18 protein-coding genes and 1 pseudogene are annotated in these 22,730 nt (G+C 71.1%); 9 read left to right on the forward strand and 10 right to left on the reverse strand.

The window, feature by feature from the left end; all coding sequences use genetic code 11:
- Positions 1 to 3: 3 nt before the first annotated feature.
- Positions 4 to 774 (forward strand): GNAT family N-acetyltransferase, encoded by a 771-nt coding sequence (locus ACFVXA_RS19935; RefSeq protein WP_384398993.1) that lies wholly within the window; start codon positions 4 to 6, stop codon positions 772 to 774.
- A 113-nt stretch (positions 775 to 887) separates the two neighbouring features.
- Entirely contained in the window at positions 888 to 1,778 is an 891-nt protein-coding gene (locus ACFVXA_RS19940; protein WP_362023320.1) for a lysophospholipid acyltransferase family protein, read from the forward strand.
- A gap of 51 nt (positions 1,779 to 1,829) precedes the next feature.
- On the opposite strand, the gene ACFVXA_RS19945 is transcribed toward ACFVXA_RS19940, so the two are convergent.
- Complete coding sequence (locus ACFVXA_RS19945) at positions 1,830 to 4,175, reverse strand: ATP-binding cassette domain-containing protein (protein ID WP_390025841.1); 2,346 nt, start codon at positions 4,173 to 4,175, stop codon at positions 1,830 to 1,832.
- 137 nt (positions 4,176 to 4,312) lie between these two features.
- Between ACFVXA_RS19945 and ACFVXA_RS19950 the strand changes: the two genes are divergently transcribed.
- Complete coding sequence (locus ACFVXA_RS19950; RefSeq protein ID WP_390025843.1) at positions 4,313 to 5,554, forward strand: MFS transporter; 1,242 nt, start codon at positions 4,313 to 4,315, stop codon at positions 5,552 to 5,554.
- Here the strand turns inward: ACFVXA_RS19950 and ACFVXA_RS19955 are convergent.
- Entirely contained in the window at positions 5,503 to 6,519 is a 1,017-nt protein-coding gene (locus tag ACFVXA_RS19955) for an LLM class flavin-dependent oxidoreductase (protein WP_390025845.1), read from the reverse strand. The two genes, ACFVXA_RS19950 and ACFVXA_RS19955, sit on opposite strands and share 52 nt — an antisense overlap.
- Before the next feature lie 257 nt (positions 6,520 to 6,776).
- Between ACFVXA_RS19955 and ACFVXA_RS19960 the strand changes: the two genes are divergently transcribed.
- Together ACFVXA_RS19960 and ACFVXA_RS19965 are read left to right on the forward strand one after the other, a co-directional pair.
- Positions 6,777 to 7,745 (forward strand): aldo/keto reductase, encoded by a 969-nt coding sequence (locus tag ACFVXA_RS19960; RefSeq protein ID WP_362023059.1) that lies wholly within the window; start codon positions 6,777 to 6,779, stop codon positions 7,743 to 7,745.
- 545 nt (positions 7,746 to 8,290) lie between these two features.
- Positions 8,291 to 10,213 (forward strand): ricin-type beta-trefoil lectin domain protein, encoded by a 1,923-nt coding sequence (locus ACFVXA_RS19965; protein WP_390025847.1) that lies wholly within the window; start codon positions 8,291 to 8,293, stop codon positions 10,211 to 10,213.
- Positions 10,214 to 10,217: 4 nt separating this feature from the next.
- Here ACFVXA_RS19965 and ACFVXA_RS19970 read toward each other — a convergent pair whose 3' ends face one another.
- The 3 genes from ACFVXA_RS19970 to ACFVXA_RS19980 form a co-directional block, all read right to left on the reverse strand.
- Positions 10,218 to 11,486: a hypothetical protein gene (locus ACFVXA_RS19970; RefSeq protein ID WP_390025849.1), complete on the reverse strand. Its 1,269-nt coding sequence runs from the start codon at positions 11,484 to 11,486 to the stop codon at positions 10,218 to 10,220.
- Between the two features lie 516 nt (positions 11,487 to 12,002).
- Positions 12,003 to 12,752: a DUF4232 domain-containing protein gene (locus ACFVXA_RS19975; RefSeq protein ID WP_389748827.1), complete on the reverse strand. Its 750-nt coding sequence runs from the start codon at positions 12,750 to 12,752 to the stop codon at positions 12,003 to 12,005.
- A 203-nt stretch (positions 12,753 to 12,955) separates the two neighbouring features.
- Positions 12,956 to 14,338, reverse strand: coding sequence for a serine/threonine-protein kinase (locus ACFVXA_RS19980; RefSeq protein WP_389466841.1), 1,383 nt, complete (start codon positions 14,336 to 14,338; stop codon positions 12,956 to 12,958).
- Between the two features lie 46 nt (positions 14,339 to 14,384).
- Between ACFVXA_RS19980 and ACFVXA_RS19985 the strand changes: the two genes are divergently transcribed.
- Together ACFVXA_RS19985 and ACFVXA_RS19990 are read left to right on the forward strand one after the other, a co-directional pair.
- A complete protein-coding gene (locus ACFVXA_RS19985; protein WP_362023044.1) occupies positions 14,385 to 14,936 on the forward strand; it encodes an RNA polymerase sigma factor in 552 nt (183 codons plus the stop codon).
- A 210-nt stretch (positions 14,937 to 15,146) separates the two neighbouring features.
- Complete coding sequence (locus ACFVXA_RS19990) at positions 15,147 to 16,085, forward strand: hydrolase (protein WP_384398987.1); 939 nt, start codon at positions 15,147 to 15,149, stop codon at positions 16,083 to 16,085.
- 95 nt (positions 16,086 to 16,180) lie between these two features.
- Here ACFVXA_RS19990 and ACFVXA_RS19995 read toward each other — a convergent pair whose 3' ends face one another.
- The 4 genes and pseudogenes from ACFVXA_RS19995 to ACFVXA_RS20010 all read right to left on the reverse strand — a co-directional run.
- Positions 16,181 to 17,527 (reverse strand): jacalin-like lectin, encoded by a 1,347-nt coding sequence (locus ACFVXA_RS19995; RefSeq protein ID WP_390025851.1) that lies wholly within the window; start codon positions 17,525 to 17,527, stop codon positions 16,181 to 16,183.
- Positions 17,528 to 17,556: 29 nt separating this feature from the next.
- Complete coding sequence (locus ACFVXA_RS20000) at positions 17,557 to 18,942, reverse strand: glycoside hydrolase family 43 protein (protein WP_390025878.1); 1,386 nt, start codon at positions 18,940 to 18,942, stop codon at positions 17,557 to 17,559.
- A 29-nt stretch (positions 18,943 to 18,971) separates the two neighbouring features.
- On the reverse strand, positions 18,972 to 19,169 hold the full coding sequence (locus ACFVXA_RS20005) for an AbfB domain-containing protein (RefSeq protein ID WP_389759029.1): 198 nt from the start codon (positions 19,167 to 19,169) through the stop codon (positions 18,972 to 18,974).
- Positions 19,129 to 19,606 (reverse strand): annotated as a pseudogene (locus tag ACFVXA_RS20010) (arabinofuranosidase); the annotation flags it as partial. The pseudogene ACFVXA_RS20010 and the gene ACFVXA_RS20005, both read right to left, overlap by 41 nt.
- A gap of 264 nt (positions 19,607 to 19,870) precedes the next feature.
- Here ACFVXA_RS20010 and ACFVXA_RS20015 point away from each other — a divergent pair.
- Positions 19,871 to 20,413: a hypothetical protein gene (locus ACFVXA_RS20015; RefSeq protein ID WP_390025853.1), complete on the forward strand. Its 543-nt coding sequence runs from the start codon at positions 19,871 to 19,873 to the stop codon at positions 20,411 to 20,413.
- Positions 20,414 to 20,524: 111 nt separating this feature from the next.
- On the opposite strand, the gene ACFVXA_RS20020 is transcribed toward ACFVXA_RS20015, so the two are convergent.
- Positions 20,525 to 20,740 carry a dodecin gene (locus ACFVXA_RS20020; protein ID WP_362023035.1) on the reverse strand — a complete coding sequence of 72 codons (216 nt, stop codon included), beginning with the start codon at positions 20,738 to 20,740 and terminating at the stop codon, positions 20,525 to 20,527.
- A 221-nt stretch (positions 20,741 to 20,961) separates the two neighbouring features.
- Here ACFVXA_RS20020 and ACFVXA_RS20025 point away from each other — a divergent pair, with 221 nt between their 5' ends.
- Complete coding sequence (locus tag ACFVXA_RS20025) at positions 20,962 to 22,224, forward strand: extracellular solute-binding protein (RefSeq protein WP_390025855.1); 1,263 nt, start codon at positions 20,962 to 20,964, stop codon at positions 22,222 to 22,224.
- Positions 22,225 to 22,730: the final 506 nt, after the last annotated feature.

Genomic DNA, 22,730 nt, shown 5'->3' on the forward strand with positions numbered 1-22,730 from the left:
GCCATGACCGGCGTTTCCACCCTCGACAGCCCCCCACAGCCCGTGGCCCCGAGCCGCTACACCGTCACCCTCGCCCGCGACGAGGCCGACGTGCGGGCCGCCCAGCAGCTGCGGCACGACGTCTTCGCCGGCGAGATGGGCGCCCTTTTGGCCACCCCGCAGCCGGGCCTCGACATCGACCCCTTCGACGCGTACTGCGACCACCTGCTGGTCCGCGACACGGTGAGCGGCCAGGTCGTCGGCACCTACCGGTTGCTGCCGCCCGAACGGGCCGCGATCGCCGGACGGCTGTACTCGGAGGGCGAGTTCGATCTCGGTCCGCTGGCCGCAATCCGCTCCGGGCTCGTCGAGGTGGGCCGCTCCTGCGTGCACCCCGACCACCGCGACGGCGCGGTCATCGGGCTCATCTGGGCCGGGATAGCGCGGTACATGGTCGACGGCGGCCACGAGTGGCTCGCGGGCTGCTGCTCGATTCCGCTGGGCGACGGCGGCGCGCTCGCGGCCGGGACCTGGGACCGCGTTCAGGCCAAGCACCTGGCACCCGAGGAGTACCGGGTACGTCCGCTGCTGCCCTGGAGCGCGGAGGGCGTCGCCCGTCCCGGGCGCACCGAGCTTCCGCCGCTGCTGCGCGGCTACCTCCGCCTCGGTGCCTGGGTGTGCGGGCGGCCGGCCCACGACCCCGACTTCGGCGTCGCCGACCTGTACGTCCTGCTGTCGATGCGCCGGGTCGACCCGCGCTATCTGCGGCACTTCCTCTCGCTCGTCCCGGCGTGATGAGCGCGCCCCGGAGCGGAGCGGCACGCATCGGAGCGCCGCGCCTCGCGGTCCCGCGGCGCCCCCGCCTCGGTGGGGGGCCGGGCGTGGCGGTGCTTCCCGCCACCGGAGCCCTGAGCGGGGCGGCGCGGGCCGTCGCGGTTCCCGCCGCTCTCGCCGACCGGCCGACCAGTGCCTGGCTGCCCACAGCGCCCTGCTCGCCGCACACCTGCGTGGAGTCCACGGCGTCCTGGGCCGCCGTGCCGCGCGCCGTGCCGCGGCTGGTCGCCGTCCTCGCGTTGGTCCTCGTCGGGGTGGCGTCGTGCCCGCTCGTCGGACGGCTGCGGGCGACGGTGCGCGACCGGTTGATCCGTCGCTGGTGCCGGGCCGTGGTGCGTGCCGCGGGTGTACGGATGCGGTTCACCGGTGCCGCCGCGCCCACCGGCGGACTGCTGATCGTCGCCAACCACATCTCGTGGCTGGACATCCCCCTGCTCGCCGCCGTCCGGCCGGCCCGGATGCTCGCCAAGTCCGAGGTGCGCGGCTGGCCCGTGGCCGGCCCGGTGGCCGCCCGCGGCGGCACCCTGTTCATCGACCGCGACCGGCTGCGCGCCCTGCCCGGCACGGTGCGGCGGATCGCGGACGCCCTGCGCGACGGGGCGGCCGTCGTGGCCTTCCCCGAGGGCAGCACCTGGTGCGGCCGAGCCCAGGGACACTTCCGGCGGGCCGTCTTCCAGGCCGCGCTCGACGCCGACGTGCCCGTCCAGCCCGTACGCCTCCACTACCGGCTGGTCGGCGGAACGGCGAGTACCGCGCCCGCGTTCGTCGGGAGCGACTCGCTGCCGGCCTCCGTGTGGCGGGTCGTATCGGCCCGCGCGCTGGTCGCCGAGGTACAGGTGCTGCCCGCGCTCGCGCCGGGCGATCACACCGACCGGCGCGACCTTGCCCGAGCGGCGCAGGGCGACCCTCACCCGCAGGACGCGGGACACCCCGGCTTCGCGCGAGCCCCCGCGTCGCGGACGTGATCCGCTTCCAGGGCGAGCCCGTGTCCCCGGTGTGGGCCGGAAAGGAGGCGCTCAGGGTGTGCGAGCGAGCGCGCGGGCGAGATACGGAGCCGTCGTGCTGCCCTCCGCTCGCGCCACCTCGCCCGGAGGGCCCGCCGCGACGATCCGCCCGCCCGCGTCGCCCCCGCCCGGGCCCAGGTCGATCACCCAGTCGGCGCCCGTGACGACCGCCATGTCGTGCTCCACGACCACGACGGTGTGGCCCGCGTCGACCAGACCGTGCAGCTGGCGCGTCAGCACCTCGACGTCGGCGGGGTGCAGACCCGTCGTCGGCTCGTCGAGCAGGTAGAAGGTGTGCCCGCGGCGGACCCGCTGCAACTCGGTGGCCAGCTTGATGCGTTGTGCCTCGCCACCGGACAACTCGGTGGCGGGCTGGCCGAGTCGCAGATAGCCGAGGCCCACGTCGAGGAGCGTGGTCAGGCTGCGCGCGACGGCCGGGGTGTCCGTCTCGGCGAAGAACCGTGCCGCCGCCTCCACCGTCAGGTCCAGGACCTGCGCGATGTTCCGTCCCCGGTACGTCACTTCGAGCGTCTCGGGGTTGTAGCGCGCCCCGCCGCAGTCCGGGCACGGAGCGTAGGTGCTGGGCAGGAACAGCAGCTCCACACTGACGAAACCCTCGCCCTGACAGGTCTCGCAGCGGCCCCCGGCGACGTTGAAGGAGAACCGTCCGACGCCGTAGCCGCGCTGACGCGCCTCGTCCGTCGCGGCGAAGACCTTGCGCACGACGTCGAAGAGTCCCGTGTACGTCGCCAGGTTCGAGCGCGGGGTACGGCCGATGGGCTTCTGGTCGACCGTGACGAGACGCCCGACGCCCGGCAGGTCCTCGGTCACCTCGCCGACCAGCGTGGACTTGCCGGAACCCGAGACACCGGTGACCGCGGTGAACACCCCGAGCGGGAACTCGGCGGTGACTGCGCGCAGGTTGTGCCGGGTGACTGGACCGACCTTCAACTGGCCGCTGGGGGAACGGACTTCGCGGACCGGAGCGGGGGAGCGGTCGAAAAGGAACCGCGCCGTCGCGGACTCCGCGACGCGCTCCAGCTCCGCGACCGGACCGCTGTGCAGCACGCGCCCGCCGTGTTCACCGGCGCGCGGACCGACGTCGACGAGCCAGTCGGCACCCCGGACGACATCGAGGTGGTGCTCCACGACGAACACCGAGTTCCCCGCCGACTTCAACCGCTCCAGGACGGTGAGCAGGGCCTCCGTGTCCGCCGGGTGCAGTCCGGCGGACGGCTCGTCGAGGACGTACACGACGCCGAAGAGGCCGGAGCGCAACTGGGTGGCCAGGCGCAGCCGCTGGAGTTCGCCCGGGGAGAGCGTCGGGGTGGCCCGGTCGAGGCTCAGATAGCCGAGACCCAGCTCGACGACGGGCTCGATACGGGATCTGAGGTCGTCGGTGAGGACGCGGGCGGCCTCCGTGGACCCGTGCAGCGTGCGGGACAGCTCCACCAGGGGCAGCGCGGCCAGTTCGGCGATGGTCCGGCCCGCGAACGTCACCGCCAGCGCCTCGGGACGCAGCCGGCTGCCGCCGCACACCGGACACGGAGCGCTGGTGAGGAACCGCTCCGCCTTCGCCCTGAGCGTCGCGCTCTTGGTGTCCGAGAAGGTCTTCATGACATAGTGCCGGGCGCTCATGTACGTACCCTGGTAAGGGCGTTGGATGCGGTCCGCGTCCCGCACCGGGTGCACGGTGACGACCGGCTGCTCGTCCGTGAAGAGAATCCACTCCCGTGTCCCGGCGGGCAGCTCGTGCCAGGGCCGGTCCACGTCGTACCCGAGGGTGTCGAGGATGTCCCGCAGGTTCTTGCCCTGCCAGGCGCCCGGCCACGCGGCGATCGCCCCGTCGCGGATCGACAGCGCGGGATCCGGGACGAGCAACTCCTCGGTCGTACGGTGCACTTGCCCGAGCCCATGGCACTCGGGACAGGCGCCGGCCGCCGTGTTGGGCGAGAACGCGTCCGAGTCGAGCCGCTCGGCGCCCTCCGGATAGTCGCCCGCCCGCGAGAACAGCATGCGCAGCGAGTTGGACAGATTGGTGACCGTACCGACGGACGAGCGCGACGTGGGCGCCGCCCGGCGCTGCTGCAGCGACACCGCGGGCGGCAGCCCGGTGATCTCCCCTACCTTCGGCGCGCCGACCTGGTGGATCAACCGCCGCGCGTAGGGGGCGACCGACTCGAAGTAGCGCCGTTGCGCCTCCGCGTAGATCGTCCCGAAGGCCAGCGAGGACTTGCCCGAGCCGGAGACGCCTGTGAACACCGCGAGAACGTCACGCGGGATGTCGACGTCCACGCCCTGAAGGTTGTGCTCGCGGGCGCCCCGTACGCGGACGTACGAGTCGTGGGGACTGGGCATGGGGCGGTACTCCTGCGGGTTCGGGGCGGTGCCCACGATACAAGCCACGACTAATCGCAAGGCTCTTGCTATTGCAAGTAATGTGCAACAAGCTGGTCCGGCCCTTACCGAACCCGCCCTGACCGCGGAGCCACGACATGCCCCGACTGATGCCGGATGCGGGACCGCAGCGCGTCCTCGCCGTCTCGAACTTCGTCTACACCGTAGGCAGCGGCCTCTACCTGACCGCCGGGGTCCTGTACTTCACGCAGGCGGTGCACCTTCCGGCGAGCCAGGTGGGTCTCGGACTCGGCATCGCCGGGTTCGTCTCGCTCGCCCTGGGCGTCGCCGCCGGTCACCTCGCGGACAGGTACGGCGCGCGCGGTGTCTACGCGACCACTCTGGTCGTCCAGGCGGTGGCGACGGCCGGCTTCGTGCTCGCGGAGAGCTTCTGGCCGTTCGTCCTCGCGGTCTGCACGGCCACCGGGGCGAAGGCCGCCGGACTCGCCGCGCGCGCTCCGCTCATCAGGCACTACGGAGGCGACCGGCCGCAGGAATTCCGCGCCTATCTGCGGGCCGTGACCAACGTCGGCATCTCGCTCGGTGCCCTGCTTGCGGGCCGGCTCGTCCAGGTGGGCACCCTCACCGCCTACCACCTCCTGGTCATCGGCAACGCGATCGGCTTCGCGGCCGCCGCGGCGGTCCTCGTCCGCCTGCCTGCGGTCACCCCGGGGCCCGCCGTCGGCGGCCCCCGCTGGATCGCCCTCCGGGACCGCCCCTATCTGCTGCTCACCGCCCTCGACGGCATCATGGCCATCCAGTTCAAGGTGCTCACGGTGGCCATTCCCCTCTGGCTGGTCACGGCCACCACCGCCCCGCGCTGGCTCATCTCGGGCACCATGCTCACCTGCACCGTCATGGTCATCGCCTTTCAGGTGCGCGCCAGCCGGAACATCGATTCCCCCACGGCAGGCGCAGTCGCCTACCGCCGGTCGGGCGCGGCCTTCCTCATCTCCTGCTCGCTGATCTCACTGGCCGCGGGGATACCGGCGTGGACTGCCGCCGCGCTGCTCCTGATCGCGGTGGTGATCCATACGATCGGCGAGTTGTGGCACTCCGCCGCGGGCTTCGAGGTGTCCTTCGCCCTCGCCCCGAAGCACGCCACCGGCCAGTACCTGGGGGTGTTCGGCCTCGGTGCGGCCCTTGCCGAGGCCCTCGGACCGGGCCTGCTCATCTCGCTCTGCATCACCTGGGGGCGCCCCGGGTGGTACGTCGTGGGAGCACTGTTCGCCGTCACGGGGCTGGCGGCGCCGCGGGCGGTCCGCTGGGCCCAGCGCGAGCAGCACACTCAGCCGGTCGCGACCCCGGTCAGTCCCGCGACCCCGGCGAGTCTCCGGTAGGAGTCCAGGAGGGCGTCGCGGTCGTACGTACTGGTGGTGACGAGTACCTCCTGGGCGCCCGACTCCTTGATCACCGTCTCCAGCTCGTGCGCGACCTCCTCCTCGGTGCCCGCGAGCTGGCCGCTCAGACCGGACTCGTAGAAGCCGCGCTCCTTGGCGGTCATGGCGAGGGCCTCGACGCGCTCGGCGGGCGGCAGGGGCGGGAACGTGCCGTGCGTACGCGAGTACGCCATCGACCAGGCCTCCGGGAGCAGTAGACGGCGTGCCTTGGCCGGGCTCGCGGCCACCGCGACGGTGCCCGAGACGACGACGTACGGCTCCCGCGCCCAGACGGACGGCCGGAAGGTCGCCCGGTAGTGGTCGATGCCGCGCAGCATCTTCTCCCGGTTCCTGAGGTCCCCGATGACCATCGGGAGGCCGGCCCGCGCCGCGATCGTGGCGCCCTCGCCCATGGCGAGCACGAAGGGCGGTACGGCCAGGCCCTCCGCGGGGCGCGCGTGCGCACCGGTCGGAGACGTCCCGCGGAACCAGCCGAGCAGTTCGTCGAGCTGCGTCGCGAAGTCGTCGGCGACGTCCTTGTCCCGCCCGAGCGCCTTGCGCACACCGTCCGTGAAGCCGACGGAACGCCCCAGACCCATGTCGATCCGCCCCGGGAACAGCGACTCCAGTACGCCGAACTGCTCGGCCACGACCAGGGGTTGGTGGTTCGGCAGCATCACACCGCCGGTGCCGACCCGGATCGTCCGGGTGGCGGCGGCGACCGCGGCGGCCAGCACGGTGGGCGCGGACCCGGCGACGCCGGGAACGCCGTGGTGCTCAGATACCCAGATCCGGTGGTAGCCGAGCCGCTCCAGGTCCTGAGCCAGCCGTATGGTGTCGCGCAGCGCCTCGGGCGCCTCGTGCCCCTCGCGGGTGCGCGAGCGGTCGAGTACGGAGAAGCGGGTTCCCGCGATCACAGAGCTCACAGGTGGTTCAACGCCTTGGGGGCGGCAAGATTCCCCGCCGGTGGGGTGGGTGCCTGCGGGGTGGCTCTCGGCGGTTTCGTCCGGTGGGGTAGGTGCTTGCGGGGCGGCTCTCGGCGCGTCCCCAGCGATGGGGCAGGGCCCTCGCGGCGGCAGTCGGCGCGGGTGACGCCGCGCCGCGGAGTGCTTCGCGGCGCACCGGGCGGGCAAGGATCAGTCGTCGGAGTGCCCCACCCAAGCGAGCGAGAGCAGGAGTGAGCATGGAGTACGTGAAGCTCGGTTCGACGGGCCTGGACGTCTCCCGGATCTGCCTGGGCTGCATGAGTTTCGGTCTTCCCGGCCGTGGCGTCCACGAGTGGACCCTCGACGAGGAGGCGTCACGCCCGCTGATCCGCCAGGCGTTGGAGGCCGGGATCACCTTCTTCGACACGGCGAACGTGTACTCCGACGGGACCAGCGAGGAGATCGTGGGCCGGGTGCTCGCCGACCTCGCGCGCCGCGACGAGATCGTCATCGCCAGCAAGGTGAACGGCGCGATGCACGACGGCCCCAACGGCCGCGGCCTGTCCCGCAAGGCGATCATGACGGAGATCGACAACAGCCTGCGCCGGCTGGGCACCGACTATGTCGACCTCTACCAGATCCACCGCTACGACCCCGCCACCCCCGTCGAGGAGACGATGGAGGCCCTGCACGACGTGGTCAAGGCGGGCAAGGCCCGTTACATCGGGGCGAGTTCGATGTACGCCTGGCAGTTCTCCAAGGCGCAGTACACGGCCCGGCTGAACGGCTGGACGCGGTTCGTCTCCATGCAGAACCACTACAACCTCCTCTACCGCGAGGAGGAGCGGGAGATGCTGCCGCTCTGCGAGGACCAGGGCGTCGGCGTACTGCCCTGGAGCCCGCTCGCCCGCGGGCGCCTCACCCGGGACTGGGACGCGACCACGGCGCGCAGCCGGACCGACGAGTTCGGCAGGAACCTCTACCGGGACGGCGACCGGGAGATCGTCGACGCCGTCGCCCGGATCGCCGCCGAACGTGACGTGCCCCGCGCGCGGGTCGCTCTGGCCTGGCTGCTGCACCAGAGCACCGTGACCGCGCCCATCGTCGGCGCCACCAAGCCCCACCACGTCGAGGACGCGGTGGCCGCCCTCGCCCTGGAGCTGACGGAGAAGGAGATCGAGGAGCTGGAGCGGCCGTATACGCCGCGGGCGATCAGTGGGCACTGAGTTCCCGGGCGGGACGGGGCGCCTTGGGCTTCTCGCCGTCATCGGTGCCCTCTCCGCCGACCGCGCCCGCTGGACGCCGACCGGCGGGCTCTCCCCGTCCACCCGTTGATCCGTGCGCTACGAGAACTTGTCGTGAAAGAGCGCTTCCAATGTGGTGAGTTCTGTACCGGTTCGTGGCGGCCACGGGAATCCGAATTTCATTTGCGCGCGCTCGGGTGACGTCCAGTCAATATTCGTGCCGGCCAGGCGAAAGGGAAATCGGCGAGATCGCTTGTTCCGGCTCGGTGCCCTGTGCAAAGGTGTGCCTTGTCGGCGTGCAGACAATTTCGCTTCCTTCTGTACGCGTGCGGCGCGCCCGTACGCCCCTTGCTTCAAGAGAGCTGCCGTAGGCGGCCGTTCGTGGCGCAACCCCCCATGGGTAGTCCGTCCCTCGCTTTGTCGGGCGGTCTACATACCCATTGGTATGGACTAATTCCTGCGTTACCTTTGGGAGGAAAGCGGACGTGAATGACGCAACCCTGTCTCATTTCCCCAACCCCGCTCGCTTGTTCGATGTCTCCGATGAGCGGCTCGCGGCAGACCTGAAGAAGAGCTCGGGGAACACGCCCGCGCACTATCCCGTCGGGGAACTCCTCGACCGCCACTGGGAAGCGGTCTTCTCTTACGCCCGGCTGTGCACCCACGGCGTCCGTCCCGCCGGAATGCTCACCACGGCCTCATTCACCCGCCTGTTCGGGGCAGCGCTGCGGCAGACCGGGCCGACGTCCGCCTGGCGGCCGCAGCTGCTGGTCACCGTGCGCCGCATAGCCGCCGAATGGCTCACGGACCAGCGGCGCGAACTGCTCCACCCCGAGCTGCTCGCCGGCTCGGACAGCGAGGACCGGGCCGCCGCGCGACTCCTTCCACGGGAGGGCAGACGCCTGCTCTCCCGGGCGTTCCAGCGACTTCCGGAGCCCGCCCGCTGCCTGCTCTGGCACGTGGAGGCCGAGGCCGAACAACTGGAGCTTCCCGCAGCCCTGTTGGGCCTCGACATCGAGGACGCACCGACAGAACTGCGCCGGGCCCGCGAACGGCTGCGCGAGGGCTGCCTGGAAATCCACCGTGAACTCGCCCCCGAGCAGGAGTGCCACCGCTACCACCGCATGCTCGACGTGTCCTTCCGGCGCGGCGGCGTCGCCCTCGACCGCGACCTGCGGCGCCACATGGACCGGTGCGGGCACTGCCGGTACACGGCCGACCAGTTGAACCAGTTCAACGGTCAACTCGCCCTCCCACTGGCCGAAGCCGTGCTCGGCTGGGGCGCACGCGCCTACCTTGAAACCCGCCCGGGACGCGCCACCACGATCGTGGAGGTGACGGAACAGTGCGAGTCCGACGGGGGCGCCACGACGTCCGTACGGACCGCCCCGCCCGGAGAGTTCACCCCACCGGCGACAGCCCCTCACCCGCCGAGCGCTCCCGCCGGTTCCACGGCCACCGCGCCGCGCGGCCAGGCGCCCGCCGCGTCCCGTCCGCCGGCGCACCGGGGCGCCACCCACCGGGCCGGCACGCACAAGGCCCCCCGACGTGCCCCGCGCCGCCGGAACGTCGCCCTCGGCGTGCTGACCGTGAGCACGCTGATCCTCGTCCCGCTGGTGCTGTGGGCGGCCGGCTCGAACTCCGACCACACGGGCGGCATGGCCGACGGCAACGGTTCCTCGGAAGCACCCAGTTCCGGCTCGGGGACCGTGCCCGGCGCGAACCCGTCCTGGATCGGCACCGGCGGGCAGCCGAACGGCACCGCGCGGGGCCGGCTGCGCAACACCGCGACCGGGCTGTGCATCGGCATCGTCGGCACGAAGCCCGCGAAGGGCGTGGAGACCGAACTGACCGCCTGCACCTCGAAATCGGCCCTGCAATGGTCGTACGAGGCGGACGGGCTGCTGCGCGACGCCACCGACCCCGACCTCTGCCTCGACTCCCACCTGGGCTACTCGGTCCCCCTGGCCCCCTGCTCCGGCGAGTCGCAGCCGGAGACCAAGAACGTGCGCTACGACTTCACCCTCCAGGGCACGCTGGTACCGCGCTGGAACCAGGACCTGGCCCTCGCCCCCGCCTCCACCAAGGCCGAGGCGGCGCTGGTCCTCAAACTCCGCAAGGACGAGGCCGCCCAGCACTGGACCCTCGACACCTCCAAGCCGTCGCTCCAGCTGGAAGTGGTCAACTGGGACTCCTCCGCCGAATCCACGGCGCCCGCGACCCCGGCCCCGCCCAAGGCGTCCAGGACTCCGTCGCCGACCGCCACGCACAAGCCCTCGACGCCCCCGTCGCCGGCACCGCGGCCGAGTCCGTCGTCCACCGCCCCGACGTACGGCTACTGCTATTACCCCTATTACTCCTACTGCCCGAGCGGCGGGCAGTACGGCTCCGGATATGGCTCTGGCGGCTACGGCTCCGGGGACGGGGGAGGACACGGCGGCCACCGGTGAATCGTCAGGACCCGGTCGCGCCCGAAGGAGAACCCGCCGCGCCTGTGCCTCCCAGGAACTCCGCCCAGCCGCCGAGAGGCGACTGTCCGGGAGCGAGCGTGCGCAACTTCCGCAGCACCGCCGGGTCCTGGGCCTCCAGCCACTCCACGAGCTGCCGGAAGGAGACCATGCGTACGTCGTCGTACGCGGCGATCCGCTCGACGGCCTCCTCGACCGCGTCCATGTAGATGCCGCCGTTCCACCGCTCGAAGTGGTTGCCGACGAAGAAGGGCGCGCGATTGCTCTGGTAGGCGCGGCGGAAACCGGCGAGGTAGGTGTCGCGGGCCTGGGCGCGCCAGGTGTCGTACTGGGATCGGTCGCCCCGGGGGTCGGCCGCGGACTGGTTGGCCATCATGTTGTAGTCCATCGACAGGACTTGGAAGGAGTGGCCGGAGAAGGGAATCGACTGGAGCGGGAAGTCCCAGATCCTGCCGCCCTGCACCTTGTCGGGCCACATCTGCAGGCCGCCGGGTGAGCTGGCGTCGTACTTCCAGCCGAGTTCGGCGGCGGTGGGCAGGAGGGCCGCCTGGCCCTCCAGACACGGGGTGCGGCCGCCCGTCAGCTCCTTGCCGTAGTCGAAGGGCAGCGGATCGAGGTCGGTGAAGCCCGTGTTGGTCTTCCACTCGGTCACGAAACGCATCGCCTGGTCGATCTCGCTGCGCCACTCGGCCGACGACCAGCGGCGGACTCCGTTCGCGCCGCAGAAGTGGCCGTTGAAGTGGGTGCCTATCTCGTGGCCCTCCAGCCAGGCGGCGCGCACCTGCTGGAGCGTGGCGTGGATGTGCCGGTCGGCGAGGTAGCCGATGGCGGACGCGCCGACGGGGTGCTGCGGCGGGCTGTACAGATGCTTCTTCGACTCGGGCAGCGTGTAGATACCGCTCAGGAAGAACGTCATCGAGGCGCCGTGCGAGGCCGCGACCTTGCGAAAGCGGGAGAACAGCTGATTGCTGAGCTCGCCCGCGCCGTCCCAGGAGAAGACCACGAACTGCGGCGGGCGCTCGCCCTGCTTCAGCCGCTCCGCCTTCGGCTGCCGGGGCTGCGCCCCGGTGTCGGCGGTGGACCCGTCGCCGATCAGCTTGGCCGGCCGGGCCTGCTCCGTTCCCTTGCCGCGCGCACTGCCGTCCGCGCCGCCGCCCTCGACGGACCAGCCCGGGGAGGAGCAGGCGGAGAGCGCGCCCAGCGCGCCCGTCGATGCCGTCGCCGCCAGCAGCCGCCTGCGTGAGATGCCGCTCATGATCGTTCCCCAGTTCGTCGGTTCCTCGGCACGGTTGCGGCCTGGCGGCCGAACTCGCGTCCCCGTGAGACGCGTCCCGCGGGGCGCGTCGACCGGTTGGATGGGCGGGAGTTCCGGAAAAGATCGCGGGAACCGGGACGTGTTGCTGTTCCGTGACAAACCCGGCTGACCTGCGGGGCCGTGTCGCGGACGGACGGGAGGGAAGGGCCCCGCGCCGCCCCCGTCGGGCTGACCTGTGTGGTCACCGCCCGGCAGGCGGTAGGGCGACAGACCGACGTACGTGGTCACTCCCCGGCAGGCGGTAGGGCGACAGACCGACGTACGCGGTCACGCCCGGCAGGCGGTAAGGGCCGCAAGCGGCAAGCGCCCGGCTGACGTACGCGGTCATCGCGCGGCACGCACGAAGAGCCCCGCCGGCCTGTGCGGCAGGCGGCGGGGCGGGGGAGTGCGGGCTGGGGGTGCGGGCGGGGGAGTGCGGGCTGGGGCGCCCAGCGCACCCGTGCGGGCGGGCCCGCCTCAGACGCCGGTGCCCGCGCGGACGACCGTCAAGGACACCGAAGACGCGTTGCCGGACACGGGCACCTTGCCCTGCGTCCACTTCACCTTGAGCGAGGCCTTCTCGTCGGGCGGGGTGACGAGGAGCGAGGCGGGCGTCGCCGTATGGGCGCCGCTGATCTCGGGGTTGGAGAACGTCAGGCCGGCCCACGCGCTCTGCCCGGGCGCCAGTGTGATGGTCGTCGGCGTGCCCGAGGAGCGCTGCGGGTCGGGGCCCAACTGCTTGCCGGACGCGTCGATGAACGCCGCCCCGGGGTAGCCGCGCACGGTGCAGGTGCGTCCGGAGCTGTTGGTCAGGACGACGGGGAAGTTCTCCTGCCCCGCGCCCGGGTCGTTGTTCCCGACCGACGCGCGCAGCTCGGAGGTGTGGCAGCGGGTGCCGGTCGCGGCGGAGGCGGAGGCCGCTCCCGACGACGTACCGGATCCGGCGGAGGCGGAGCTGGAGCCGGAGCTGGAAGTGGCCCCGCCGGTCGGGCTCGCCGGGGTGCTCGCACCGGCGTCCGTGGTCACGCCGTCGGAGGCCGGCTCGGCCGTGCCGGGCAGCTTCTGCGGCGTACCGGCGCCGTTGTTCTCGGTACCGCAGCCGGTGAGCAGTCCCAGCAGCGCGATGCCCGCGAGCAGCGTCGCCCGCCGGGCGGGACGTGATGTGCGGGATGCGGGAACCGCGCCGAGCCGGTCGAGGTCCGCCGCGCCGGGTCGGAAGGTCGCCATGTCACCACTCCTTGAGAATCACCGCACGCGCCCTGACGCGTGCGCACGGCGCGTTGTGCCCCGTCATCAGTCTCCGATGCCGTCGGACACGGAAAAGTTCGCGGGATCGGCGGGAAATTCCACCGGCCTCGCTCCTTGCCGGCCCGGCTCCTGGCCGTACGGCCCGATGCGTACCGGAATCCGGCCCGTACGACCGACACCTGTCAGGCTCCGACCCGTACGGACGCGAGGACGCGGTCGACCGCGGCGCGGTCACCGCCGTCCTGGCGGATCTGGACGTACACCTGCGGCTGCTGCCCGGCGCCGCCCGCCGGAGTCAGGGCCGCCTCCGTGAGGGAGCCGCGGCTTCCCGGACAGTGGTCCCAGGTGCGTATCAGGCCGTGCCAGCGGGTGCCGGTGTAGGGGCGGCTGCCGTCGTCATGGCATCCGGCGTGGGCGATCGCGCGGACCCTGGCCGTGACGTCGCCGTGTTCGCTCAGGCCGATGAAGGTTCCGTTGACGCCCGCGCCGAGGTTCTGCCACTTCGTGAGGTCGTCCGCGACGGCGAGGCCGGGCTCCTTCGCGTCCTTCAGGCCGAGAGCCTTCGGATTCCATCCGGAATCGCGCAACTGGCGGCCCCACGCGGTGGGCACCTCGGCCGTGATCCGGCCGGTGCTGTCCTCGACCCGGAGGGTCTTGGTGGCGGGCTCGCGCGTCATGACCGCGGCGGTGACGCCGGCGGCGCCCGCCACGACGGCGGCGGCAAGCACCGTGATCAGCACCCGCCGACGGCGCCGAGGAGGCGGGGGAGTGGCACCGAGCCCGGCCAGTCGCTCCAGCTCCGCGGCGAAACCGCCCGCCGTGGGCCAGCGCCGCTCGCGATCGGGTTCCATGGCGCGCAGCAGCGCACGCTGGACGTCGGGGGCCAGGTCCGTACGGAGCCGGTCGGGCCGTACGACCTTGCCGGGCGGCCCGGGGACCGTGCCGGTGACGAGGTGGTAGCCGAGGGCGCCCAGGCTGTACACGTCGGCCCGGGCGTCGATCCCGGATCCCGGCGCGGCCTGCTCGGGCGGCGTGTAGCCCGCGGAACCCGCCGCCATGGTGAGCCCGGACGCCTGGGCCAGGCTCTTGGCGAGGCCCAGGTCCGCCAGCAGCACACGGTCGGAGCCACCGGACGAGGTGCGCAGCAGCACGTTGGACGGCTTGATGTCCCGGTGCACGATGCCGGCCTCGTGCAGCGCGGCCGCCCCCCGGGCCGCGAGGGCCGTCAGCCGCAGGGCCTCCACTACGGGCAGCGGACCGGCCTCGATCCGGTCGGCGAGGGTGCCACCGTCGGCGTATTCCATGACGAAGTACGGCCTGCCGTCCGGCAGTTCCCCGATGTCGTAGACCTGGACGACCCGGTTGGAGTCGGCGCGGCGCAGCAGCCGTGCCTCGGAGAGGAAGCGCTCGCGGATGTCCAGGTGATCGACCCAGTTCTCCGACAGCACCTTCACCGCGACGGTGGCCTCCAGCACGTCGTCGTGGGCGAGCCAGACCACGCCGAAGCCGCCCGCGCCCAGGCGCCGGTCCAGACGGTAGCGGCCGATCCGCTCCAGGGAGTGCATGCGACTATCATGCCTGGCCTCACATCGACACCGAGGGGAGCACCCAGTGCAGGACGCGGCGGAGACCGAGGAGCTCGCTCTGCGTGCGGCCGCCGGTGACGGGGCGGCGCTGAACGCTCTGCTCCAGAAGGTCCAGCCCGAGGTCGTTCGGCGCTGCGGACGCTTCCTGCCCTGTCGTGAGGACGCCGAGGAGGCGGCCCAGGACGTCCTCCTCCAGGTGGCCCGGAAGATCACCACCTTCGAGGGCCGCAGCCGCTTCAGCACCTGGCTCTACACGGTCGTCGCCAACTGTGCCCGGCAGAAGTACCGCGAGCTGAAGCGGCGAGCGGCCGAGCAGCCGGTCGCGATCGACGCGTCACAACAGGTCGATCCGCGTACCACGAGCGTCATCGCCGGTTCCCGGGTCGACCTCCTGGAGGCGCTGGAGCGCCTGGAGCGGGAACACCCGCACCTGGTGGCGCCGCTGGTATACCGGGACATCTGCCAGCTGGAGTACGCGGAGGTGGCCGAGCGGGTCGGCATCCCGCTCGGCACGCTCAAGTCCCGCCTCCACGAGGCGCGCAAGCAGGTCAGGCCCTGGCTCGCCGACGCATCCTGATCGCGCGTCAACTCATGTGCCCCGTGTGACAGTTGGGGAGCAAGGTGAGAGGTCTCTGAGAATTCACCGGAGGGCCTCCCGGTGACCGTGATCTTGTGTGTACCGTCCAACCTTGTACTGAGCGGCAGTTGTCCAACGGCCGTTCTACGCGCGAAGACCGGCGCCCGCACCGCCTTTTCCCCCGTCCCCCCACCCATGGAGGAATGTCGGATGCTCACCCCCACGAAGCCCCGTCACAGACTCGCCACCGCGCTGACCGCGCTCGGCCTGCTGCTCACGGGTGCCGCGCTCCAGACGTCCACCGCGTCCCCGGCGCACGCGGCGACCACCCACCGGGTCCTGTTCGACAACGGCCACGCCGAGACGGCGGGCAACGCGGACTGGATCATCTCCACCAGCCAGCCCGACCCGCTCGGCCAGGACTCCACCCCGTCCGCCGAGAAGGACTGGACCGGCGCCCTGTCCTCCTGGGGCGTGGCCCTGCAGAAGACCGGCACCTACTCGCTGGACACGCTGCCTTCGGGCTCCAAGCTGACGTACGGCGGTACGGCTGCGACCGACCTGTCCAAGTTCGACACCCTGGTCCTGCCCGAGCCCAACACGCTGTTCACCACGGCCGAGAAGACCGCGATCATGACGTTCGTGAAGAACGGCGGCGGTCTGTTCATGATCTCCGACCACACGGGCGCCGACCGCAACAACGACGGCTATGACGCGGTCGAGATCCTCAACGACCTGATGACCAACAACAGCGTCGACAGCACCGACCCGTTCGGCTTCTCCGTCGACTCGCTGAGCATCAGCTCCGGTTACCCGGCGGCGATCTCCGACAGCACCAACGCGGTCCTGCACGGCTCGTTCGGCACGGTGACGAAGAGCCTGATCGCCAGTGGTACGACGGCCACCCTCAAGCCCGCCGACAACTCGGCCGTCAAGGGCCTGCTCTACCGGTCCGGTTACTCCGGCAACACCGGCGCGTTCTTCGCGACGAGCACCTTCGGCAGCGGCAAGGTCGCCTTCTGGGGCGACAGTTCGCCGATCGACGACGGCACCGGCCAGTCCGGCAACACGCTGTACGACGGCTGGAACGACACCGGCGCGACCAACGCCGCGCTCGCCCTGAACGCCACCGAATGGCTTTCTTCGTGAGCTGTTCGTGAGCTGTTCGTCAGCTGGTTGAGCCGACCGGCCCGTGTCCCGCCGCGTACGACCACGCGGCGGGACACGGGCTCCCTGCCGTCCGCTCAGCGCTGGGTGTAGATGAAGCCGATCTTGTCGACCTCGTCCCCCGTACGGCCGTGGAAGCCGGCGATCTGCCGGCCGGGCGGAGCGGTACGGGTCACGCAGTCCGAGGTCGTCGTGCCGCCCGCCAGGCTGTTGCCGAGGTTGGTGGTGAACTTCGCGTAGAAAATCCTGGTGTGGCTGTCCTTCACGCCCTCGCACAGCCGGGCCGAGGTGATGTACTCGCCGCTGCCGAGGGTGAGGGACGAGGGAGTGCCGCCGGTGCCCCCGTGCGCCAGCGTGGTGCCGTTGCTCAGCGTCAGGCCCAACTGGTCGACGCGCGAACCGCTGCGCAGCGAGACGGTGGTGGCCCGGGCGGCGGGCGGCACGCTGTCGATGTCGTTGAAGTAGTCCCCGTGCGGGCCGCCGAACTGGTCGCTGAGCTGGAAGGCGGAGTTGCGTGACCAGGTGAAGCCGACCGTGATCGGGTCGTGGTCGGAGAGCATGAGCCCGTCGGCGGTCAGGAACCTGGCGTGCTCGTTGTTGTACGAGGTCGCGTCGAGCGTCACCAGCTTGCTGCCGCGGTAGAGGACCTTGTCGACGACCTCGCAGGTGTTGGGCACCGTGGCGCCGGTCTGGTCGCACACCAGCGCGTCGCTGCCCTTGGCGGGCGGGGTGCCGTCGCGGATCAGCTCGACCCAGGCGTCGGTGAGACCGCCCGCGGCGGCGAACTCGGCGATCGTGTCGCCGGAGCGGGTGTAGCGCGTGTTGGTGTCACCCATCACGACGACGGCGTTGCCCGCCGAGTGGGTGTCGATGAACGACGTCAGCTGGGCGAGGTTGGCGGCGCGCGCCGCAAGGTCGCCGTCGTTGGTGCCGGCGTTGGTGTGGAGGTTGTAGAAGTCCACGTAGACGCCCTCGGCCAGGCGCTCGCGCATGAAGGTGAAGCCCTTGGGGGTCAGGCAGTCGCCCGAGTCGTACTGGCAGTCGTTCCAGCGCACGCGCTCGAAGTCGTCGCCGTCCCAGGCGTAGGCGGAGACGGTGTTGAGGCCGCTGCCCACGCCCGCGCCGCCGCTGGTCGCCGTGCGGTAGGGGTGGGTGTCCGTGGAGTACAGGTACGCGTGGTAGTTGAAGTCCTCCTGGACGTCGACGATGTCGTACGGGGCTGTGCGTCGGCCGATCTCGGTGGTGCTCGTGTCCCGCGGTGTCGAGGCGCTGGACAGCGATTCCGGCAGTCCGGCGACGTTGTAGGTGAGCACGCTGAAGGTGCCCGAGTCGGCGGCGGCCGCGGCGGGAGCGGTCGCCGCGAGCCCGCCGAGAGCGGCTGTTGCCGCGGCCAGACAGGCGAGGACTCTGCGGAGAGGTGACATGGGGGGTGTCTCCTGGGGCGAGGGTGCGGTCAGTAGCCGACCGAGAACGTGGCGTCGGCCTTGTCGGTGCTGGTGGAGAGGGGGTCGATGCGCAGGACGTAGTTCGCGTGCCGGATGTATCGGTCCGGGTTGTTGTAGGAGCGGAAGGACGACCATGCGGTGTCGGCGAGGCCCGCCGTCCGGTAGAACGTGGCGTCCTGCGCGAACGTCGTCGTGCCGTCGTTGACGTCCAGCCGCAGCTGGTAGTCGTAGTGCCGCAGGTGGCGGGTTGGGTGGTTGACCAACTGGAAGGACACGCCCGCGCTGTCCGCGAGGCCCGGCACGAGCTTCCACTCGGAGTCGGTGTACGGGTCGAAGGGGTACTCGTCGATGCGTCCGATGTAGTTGGAGTGGCGGACGTAACGCGCCGGGTAGTTGTACGACTTGAGCCGGTTCCAGGCCGGAGTGCCCCACTTCGCGACGAGGTTGGTGTACTCGGTCGTCGTGATCGGCTGGATGGTGGCGTGCTTGGAGTTGAGCGGCTGGGTGTACAGGCGCTGGTCGACCGCGGCCCAGGTGCCGGCGGCGAGGTCGGTGCTCTGCCAGGCGTAGAAGACGCCGTTCGGCGTATAGGTGTCTCCCCAGAGGTACCAGGCGCCGGACGCCTGGGACTTCACGAGGATCGGGGCCTCGGTGCCGCCGTGCGAGACCGGGGTACTGAACACGGTGAAGCTGCCCGGGTCCAGGGAGGTGGACTTGGCGCCCACCAGAGTCTGGTCCTTCTTGAAGTACAGGTAGTTCACCCCGCTCACGCCGACGGCCAGGTCGCCGTCGATCACGTCGTAGCCGGGGTCGAAGAAGACCTGCGCGGCCGACGCCGTCACGAAGTCGGTCGTGTGGTTCACCATGATGACGTTGTGGCCACTGGAGTTGACGGCCGAGTAGATGATCCCGTACTGCCCCCGTCCCGCGTCCCAGTACGCCTCCGGCGCCCAGCTGTGGGTGGCCATGTCGTGCAGCTTCAGCCGGCGGTAGCCGGTGAAGGAGCGCAGGTCGGTGGAGTCCCAGACGTGGATGTACTGGCTCTGCTGGCTCCAGTCGGTGCCCAAGAGGTCGGTGGCGAGCACCACGAACGTGCCGTCCTGCCTGCGCAGGATGAACGGGTCGCGCAGGCCGCCGGTGCCTGCGGTCGGGGTCACGACGGGGTTGTTCTGGTTCAGCGGGGTCCACTGGAGCGAGTCGGTGCTGACGGCCAGATGGAGGCCGTAGTCCGAGCCGGTGCCGTTCGGGGACTCGGTGAAGTAGCCCATCACATACGCGGTCGCGGTCGCGGCGCGGGCGGCCGGGGCGCCGAGAGGCACCCCCGCGGTCAGGGCGGCCATCGCCCCCAGCACACCGCGCCGGGACGGTCGGAGGGGGCCGGAGCCGTGGCGCATACGAATCTCCTTGTCAGCGGGGGTGGCGGTCATGCCCAGGCCGTGACGGGGGCGAAGGAGCCGTCCTGGCGGAAGCGGCCGGTGCCGTCCGCCGCGTCCACCCGGAGCTGGTGGTCGTGGTGGCGCAGGTACGAGCCCGGGTAGTTGTACTGCTCCTGCCAGAAGCGGGTGGGATAGCTGCCCGACTGGAACTGCCGTCGCCGTCCACGAACCACTCGGGCGCCCACGCGCGGGACAGATCGGCGATCGGGACCGTGTAGTCGTACAGGAAAGTCCAGTTGACCCGGTCGGAGCCGGGGGCGAAGCCGATGGTGGTGCTGACGTCCTGCCAGGTGTGCGTGGTGTAGGTGAGGTAGTAGTAGCCGTCGGTGTGCCGGAACACGCCGGCGTCGCGGATGCGGTTGCTCGGTGGCGTGTACGCGGCGGTCTTCAGGAGCCGGAAGTCGGTGGAGTCGTCCGACTCGTAGACGTCGACGGTGCCGTCGTCGCTGTTCGAGAACGGCACGATGGTGTAGCGGCTGGCGTGACCCCGGGAGGGTGCCGCCGCCGCGGCCGAGCCGAGCAGGCCGGGCAGTTCGCCGAGGACCAGTGCGGTGGCGGGCAGCGCGACCAGCGCACGGAGCAGGCCCCGCCGCGATGGCTTCGGGGCGTGACAGCCTGTCAGGTGTGATCATGTGCGGCTCTCCTTGGTCCGGTCACCGGGCCGGCCGAAAGGGATGGGCGGCGGCGTCCCTCCGCCACCCTGTCGTTCGATATATCGAATGCTGTACGACATGCTGTGCGAGGCATTACGGTAAGGGCTTGCCGGGTGAGGTGAACAGGGCCCGAGGGGGCGGAAGTTGGACGCGTTCACACGGGGATCGGCACCGCGGCGCGCGGGGCGTACCGGGCCGTGTCGGCATGAGATACCCGGCCGTGTCGGCATGAGATGCCCGGCCGTGTCGGCGGGGCGTGCCCGGTCCTGTCTAGGGTGGTGCGGGTGAAGGAGAAGAGCAGCAGACCACTCGCCGTGTTCGACCTGGACGGCACCCTCGCGGACACCGCGCACCGTCAGCGGTTCCTGGAGCGGAAGCCGCGCGACTGGGACGGGTTCTTCGCCGCCGCACCACAGGACACGCCGCTGGCCGAGGGCATCACGCTGGCGTTGAAGAGCGCGGAGGAGTGCGAGGTCGTCTACCTCACCGGCCGCCCCGAACGGTGCCGCCGGGACACCGAGGACTGGCTGGCCGCGCAGGGCCTGCCGGAGGGGCGCATCTGGATGCGGCGCAACGACGACCGCAGGCCCGCCCGCCGCACCAAGCTGGAGATCCTCCGCCGACTGGCCCGTGACCGCGAGATCCGCGTCCTCGTGGACGACGACGAACTCGTCTGCGAGGACGCGGAACGGGCGGGCTTCAAGGTCGTACGGGCGCGCTGGGCGGCCACGAGCGCGGCGCTGAAGGACGCGCAGCAGCGGGAAGGGCGGACCTGAGGGGTCACCGGGTTCAGAGAGGTCGCCTGGTCCCGAGGGGGCACCGGGCCCCGAGAGTCACCTGGTCCCGAGAGGTCACCGGGTCCAGAGCGGGCACTGGGTTCAGAGAGGTCAGTCGCCCTCGTCCAGGCGGAAGCCGACCTTCAGGCCGACCTGGTAGTGCTCGATCTGACCGTTCTCGATCTGCCCCCTGACCTGCGTGACCTCGAACCAGTCGAGGTTGCGCAAGGTCTGCGAGGCGCGGGTGACCCCGTTGCGGATGGCCTGGTCGACGCCCTCGTGGGAAGTCCCGACGATCTCGGTGACCCGGTAGGTGTTCTCGGACATGCGGGTGCTCCTCTCCGCCGTGGCGGGTGTGCCACGCGCGCCGTGGCGGGTGTGCCACGCGTCATTCCACGGTGCCCCACGGCGCGGCGGTCCGCGAGATGCCGTCGCCCTTGACTCACCCGATTGGTCCATACCAAAATCCAGAACACCCGTACGAGCGTCGAGCTCGTCCCCCACGTCGGGCCCCTTGCCCCTGTCCGCAAGACAGAACAGGACCCCTCGTGAGACATCGCCTCCTCGCCGTCGTATGTGTCACCGCCTCCCTCCTCACCGCCTGCGGTGTCCTGCCGGAGGGCGGGGCCGAGCGGCGGACCGTCACGGTGTGGCTGATGAAGGACAGCGCCTCGAAGGAGTTCCTGAAGCGGTTCACCGGGGACTTCGAGCGCACCCACGGTGACCTCCGGCTGAACATTCGCATCCAGGAGTGGACCGGGATCGGGGAGAAGGTCCAAGCAGCGCTCAAGCAGGGTGACAAGAGCGGTCCCGACGTCATCGAGGTCGGCAACACCCAGGTCGCGCAGTACGTGGAAGGGGGCGGACTGAGCGACCTGACCCTCGAATCGATGCGCGACTGGGGCATGAACGACTGGCTGCCCGGCCTCGCGGAACCCGGCCGCATCGGCGCCCGCCAGTTCGGCATCCCCTGGTACGCGGCCAACCGCGTCGTCATCTACCGCAAGGACCTGTTCGCACAGGCCGGGATCGACGGGCCGCCGAAGACCCGCGACCAGTGGATCGCGGACACCGCTCGGCTCAACTCGGCTGGCATCCAAGGCATTTACCTGGCCGGACAGGACTGGTACACCCTCGCCGGGTTCATCTGGGACGAGGGCGGCGACCTCGCCGAGAAGTCTTCCGCCGGGAACTGGAAGGGCACACTGCAGACACCGGCCGCGCTGCGGGGCATGGACTTCTACCGGCGTCTGCAGGCACTCGGTGACGGGCCCGCGGACGGCGACGAGGAACACCCGCCGCAGGCCGGGGTGTTCGCCAAGGGGAGGGTCGCCCAGGTCGTGGCCGTGCCCGGGCTCGTCCAGGCCATCGAGCGAACCAACCCCGCCCTCAAGGACGAGCTGGGGTTCTTCCCGGTGCCCGGCAAGACGGCCGCGGCACCCGGAGCGGTCTTCACCGGCGGCTCCGACCTCGTCGTACCGACGAACACGGACGACCGTCCGGGCGCCACCGCCGTCGTCGCGGCACTCGCAGGCGCCAAGTGGCAGACCGAGCTGGCCCGCACGATGAACTATGTGCCGAACAAGACCACCCTCGCCGGCGCGGTGGCGGGCCAGGAAGGGGTCGCGGCCATGGCGGCGGGCGCCGCGCGGGGCCGGGCCACACCCTCCTCGCCCCAGTGGGCCGCCGTCGAGGCCGACAACCCCATCAAGGCCTATATGACGAAGGTCCTCACCGGATCCGACCCGGCGACGGAGGCCCGGCGCGCCTCCGACCGCATCACGCAGGCGCTGGCGGACAAGGGGGAGTGACGCCGGTTGCCCGGCGACGGCCACGGTGAACCTGACCGACGGGGTCCGGTAGGCACGTCAGGTCAGGGCAGCGTCCAGATTCTGTTCGTCACTTTCCGAGGGCGCCGCCGGATGACTTCGGTGATGGTGTTGAGGTCCACCGGATCCGATCTCCCTCACGATGAAAATCGTGCGACGGACCGCCCACCGAACCTGATCGACCAGCGTGTGGCGCCGCTCGCGTTCGCGGGCGCCGACCTTTCCCGAGTTGTCGTTGCGGGCAGGGCTGCGAACGTATTTCGTCCCGACGGCGGGCATTCGGCTCCATGCCCAGACCTCGGGCTACAGAAACAGAAATCATGACCAGCTTGCCGCCGCCTCGCTTCTCCTCGCCGGTCGGCAAGCTGGTCATGGTGACAACGAGCCTCCTCGTGTGACCACCGCCCCCCCTCGGTGGTCAAACGACCCCTCGCGGCGGCGGCTACCCGGCCCTGAGCAGGGACAGCGCGAAGCGGGCCGCCGTGTCC

This window comes from Streptomyces sp. NPDC058246 (assembly GCF_042881985.1).
GTDB lineage: Bacteria > Actinomycetota > Actinomycetes > Streptomycetales > Streptomycetaceae > Streptomyces.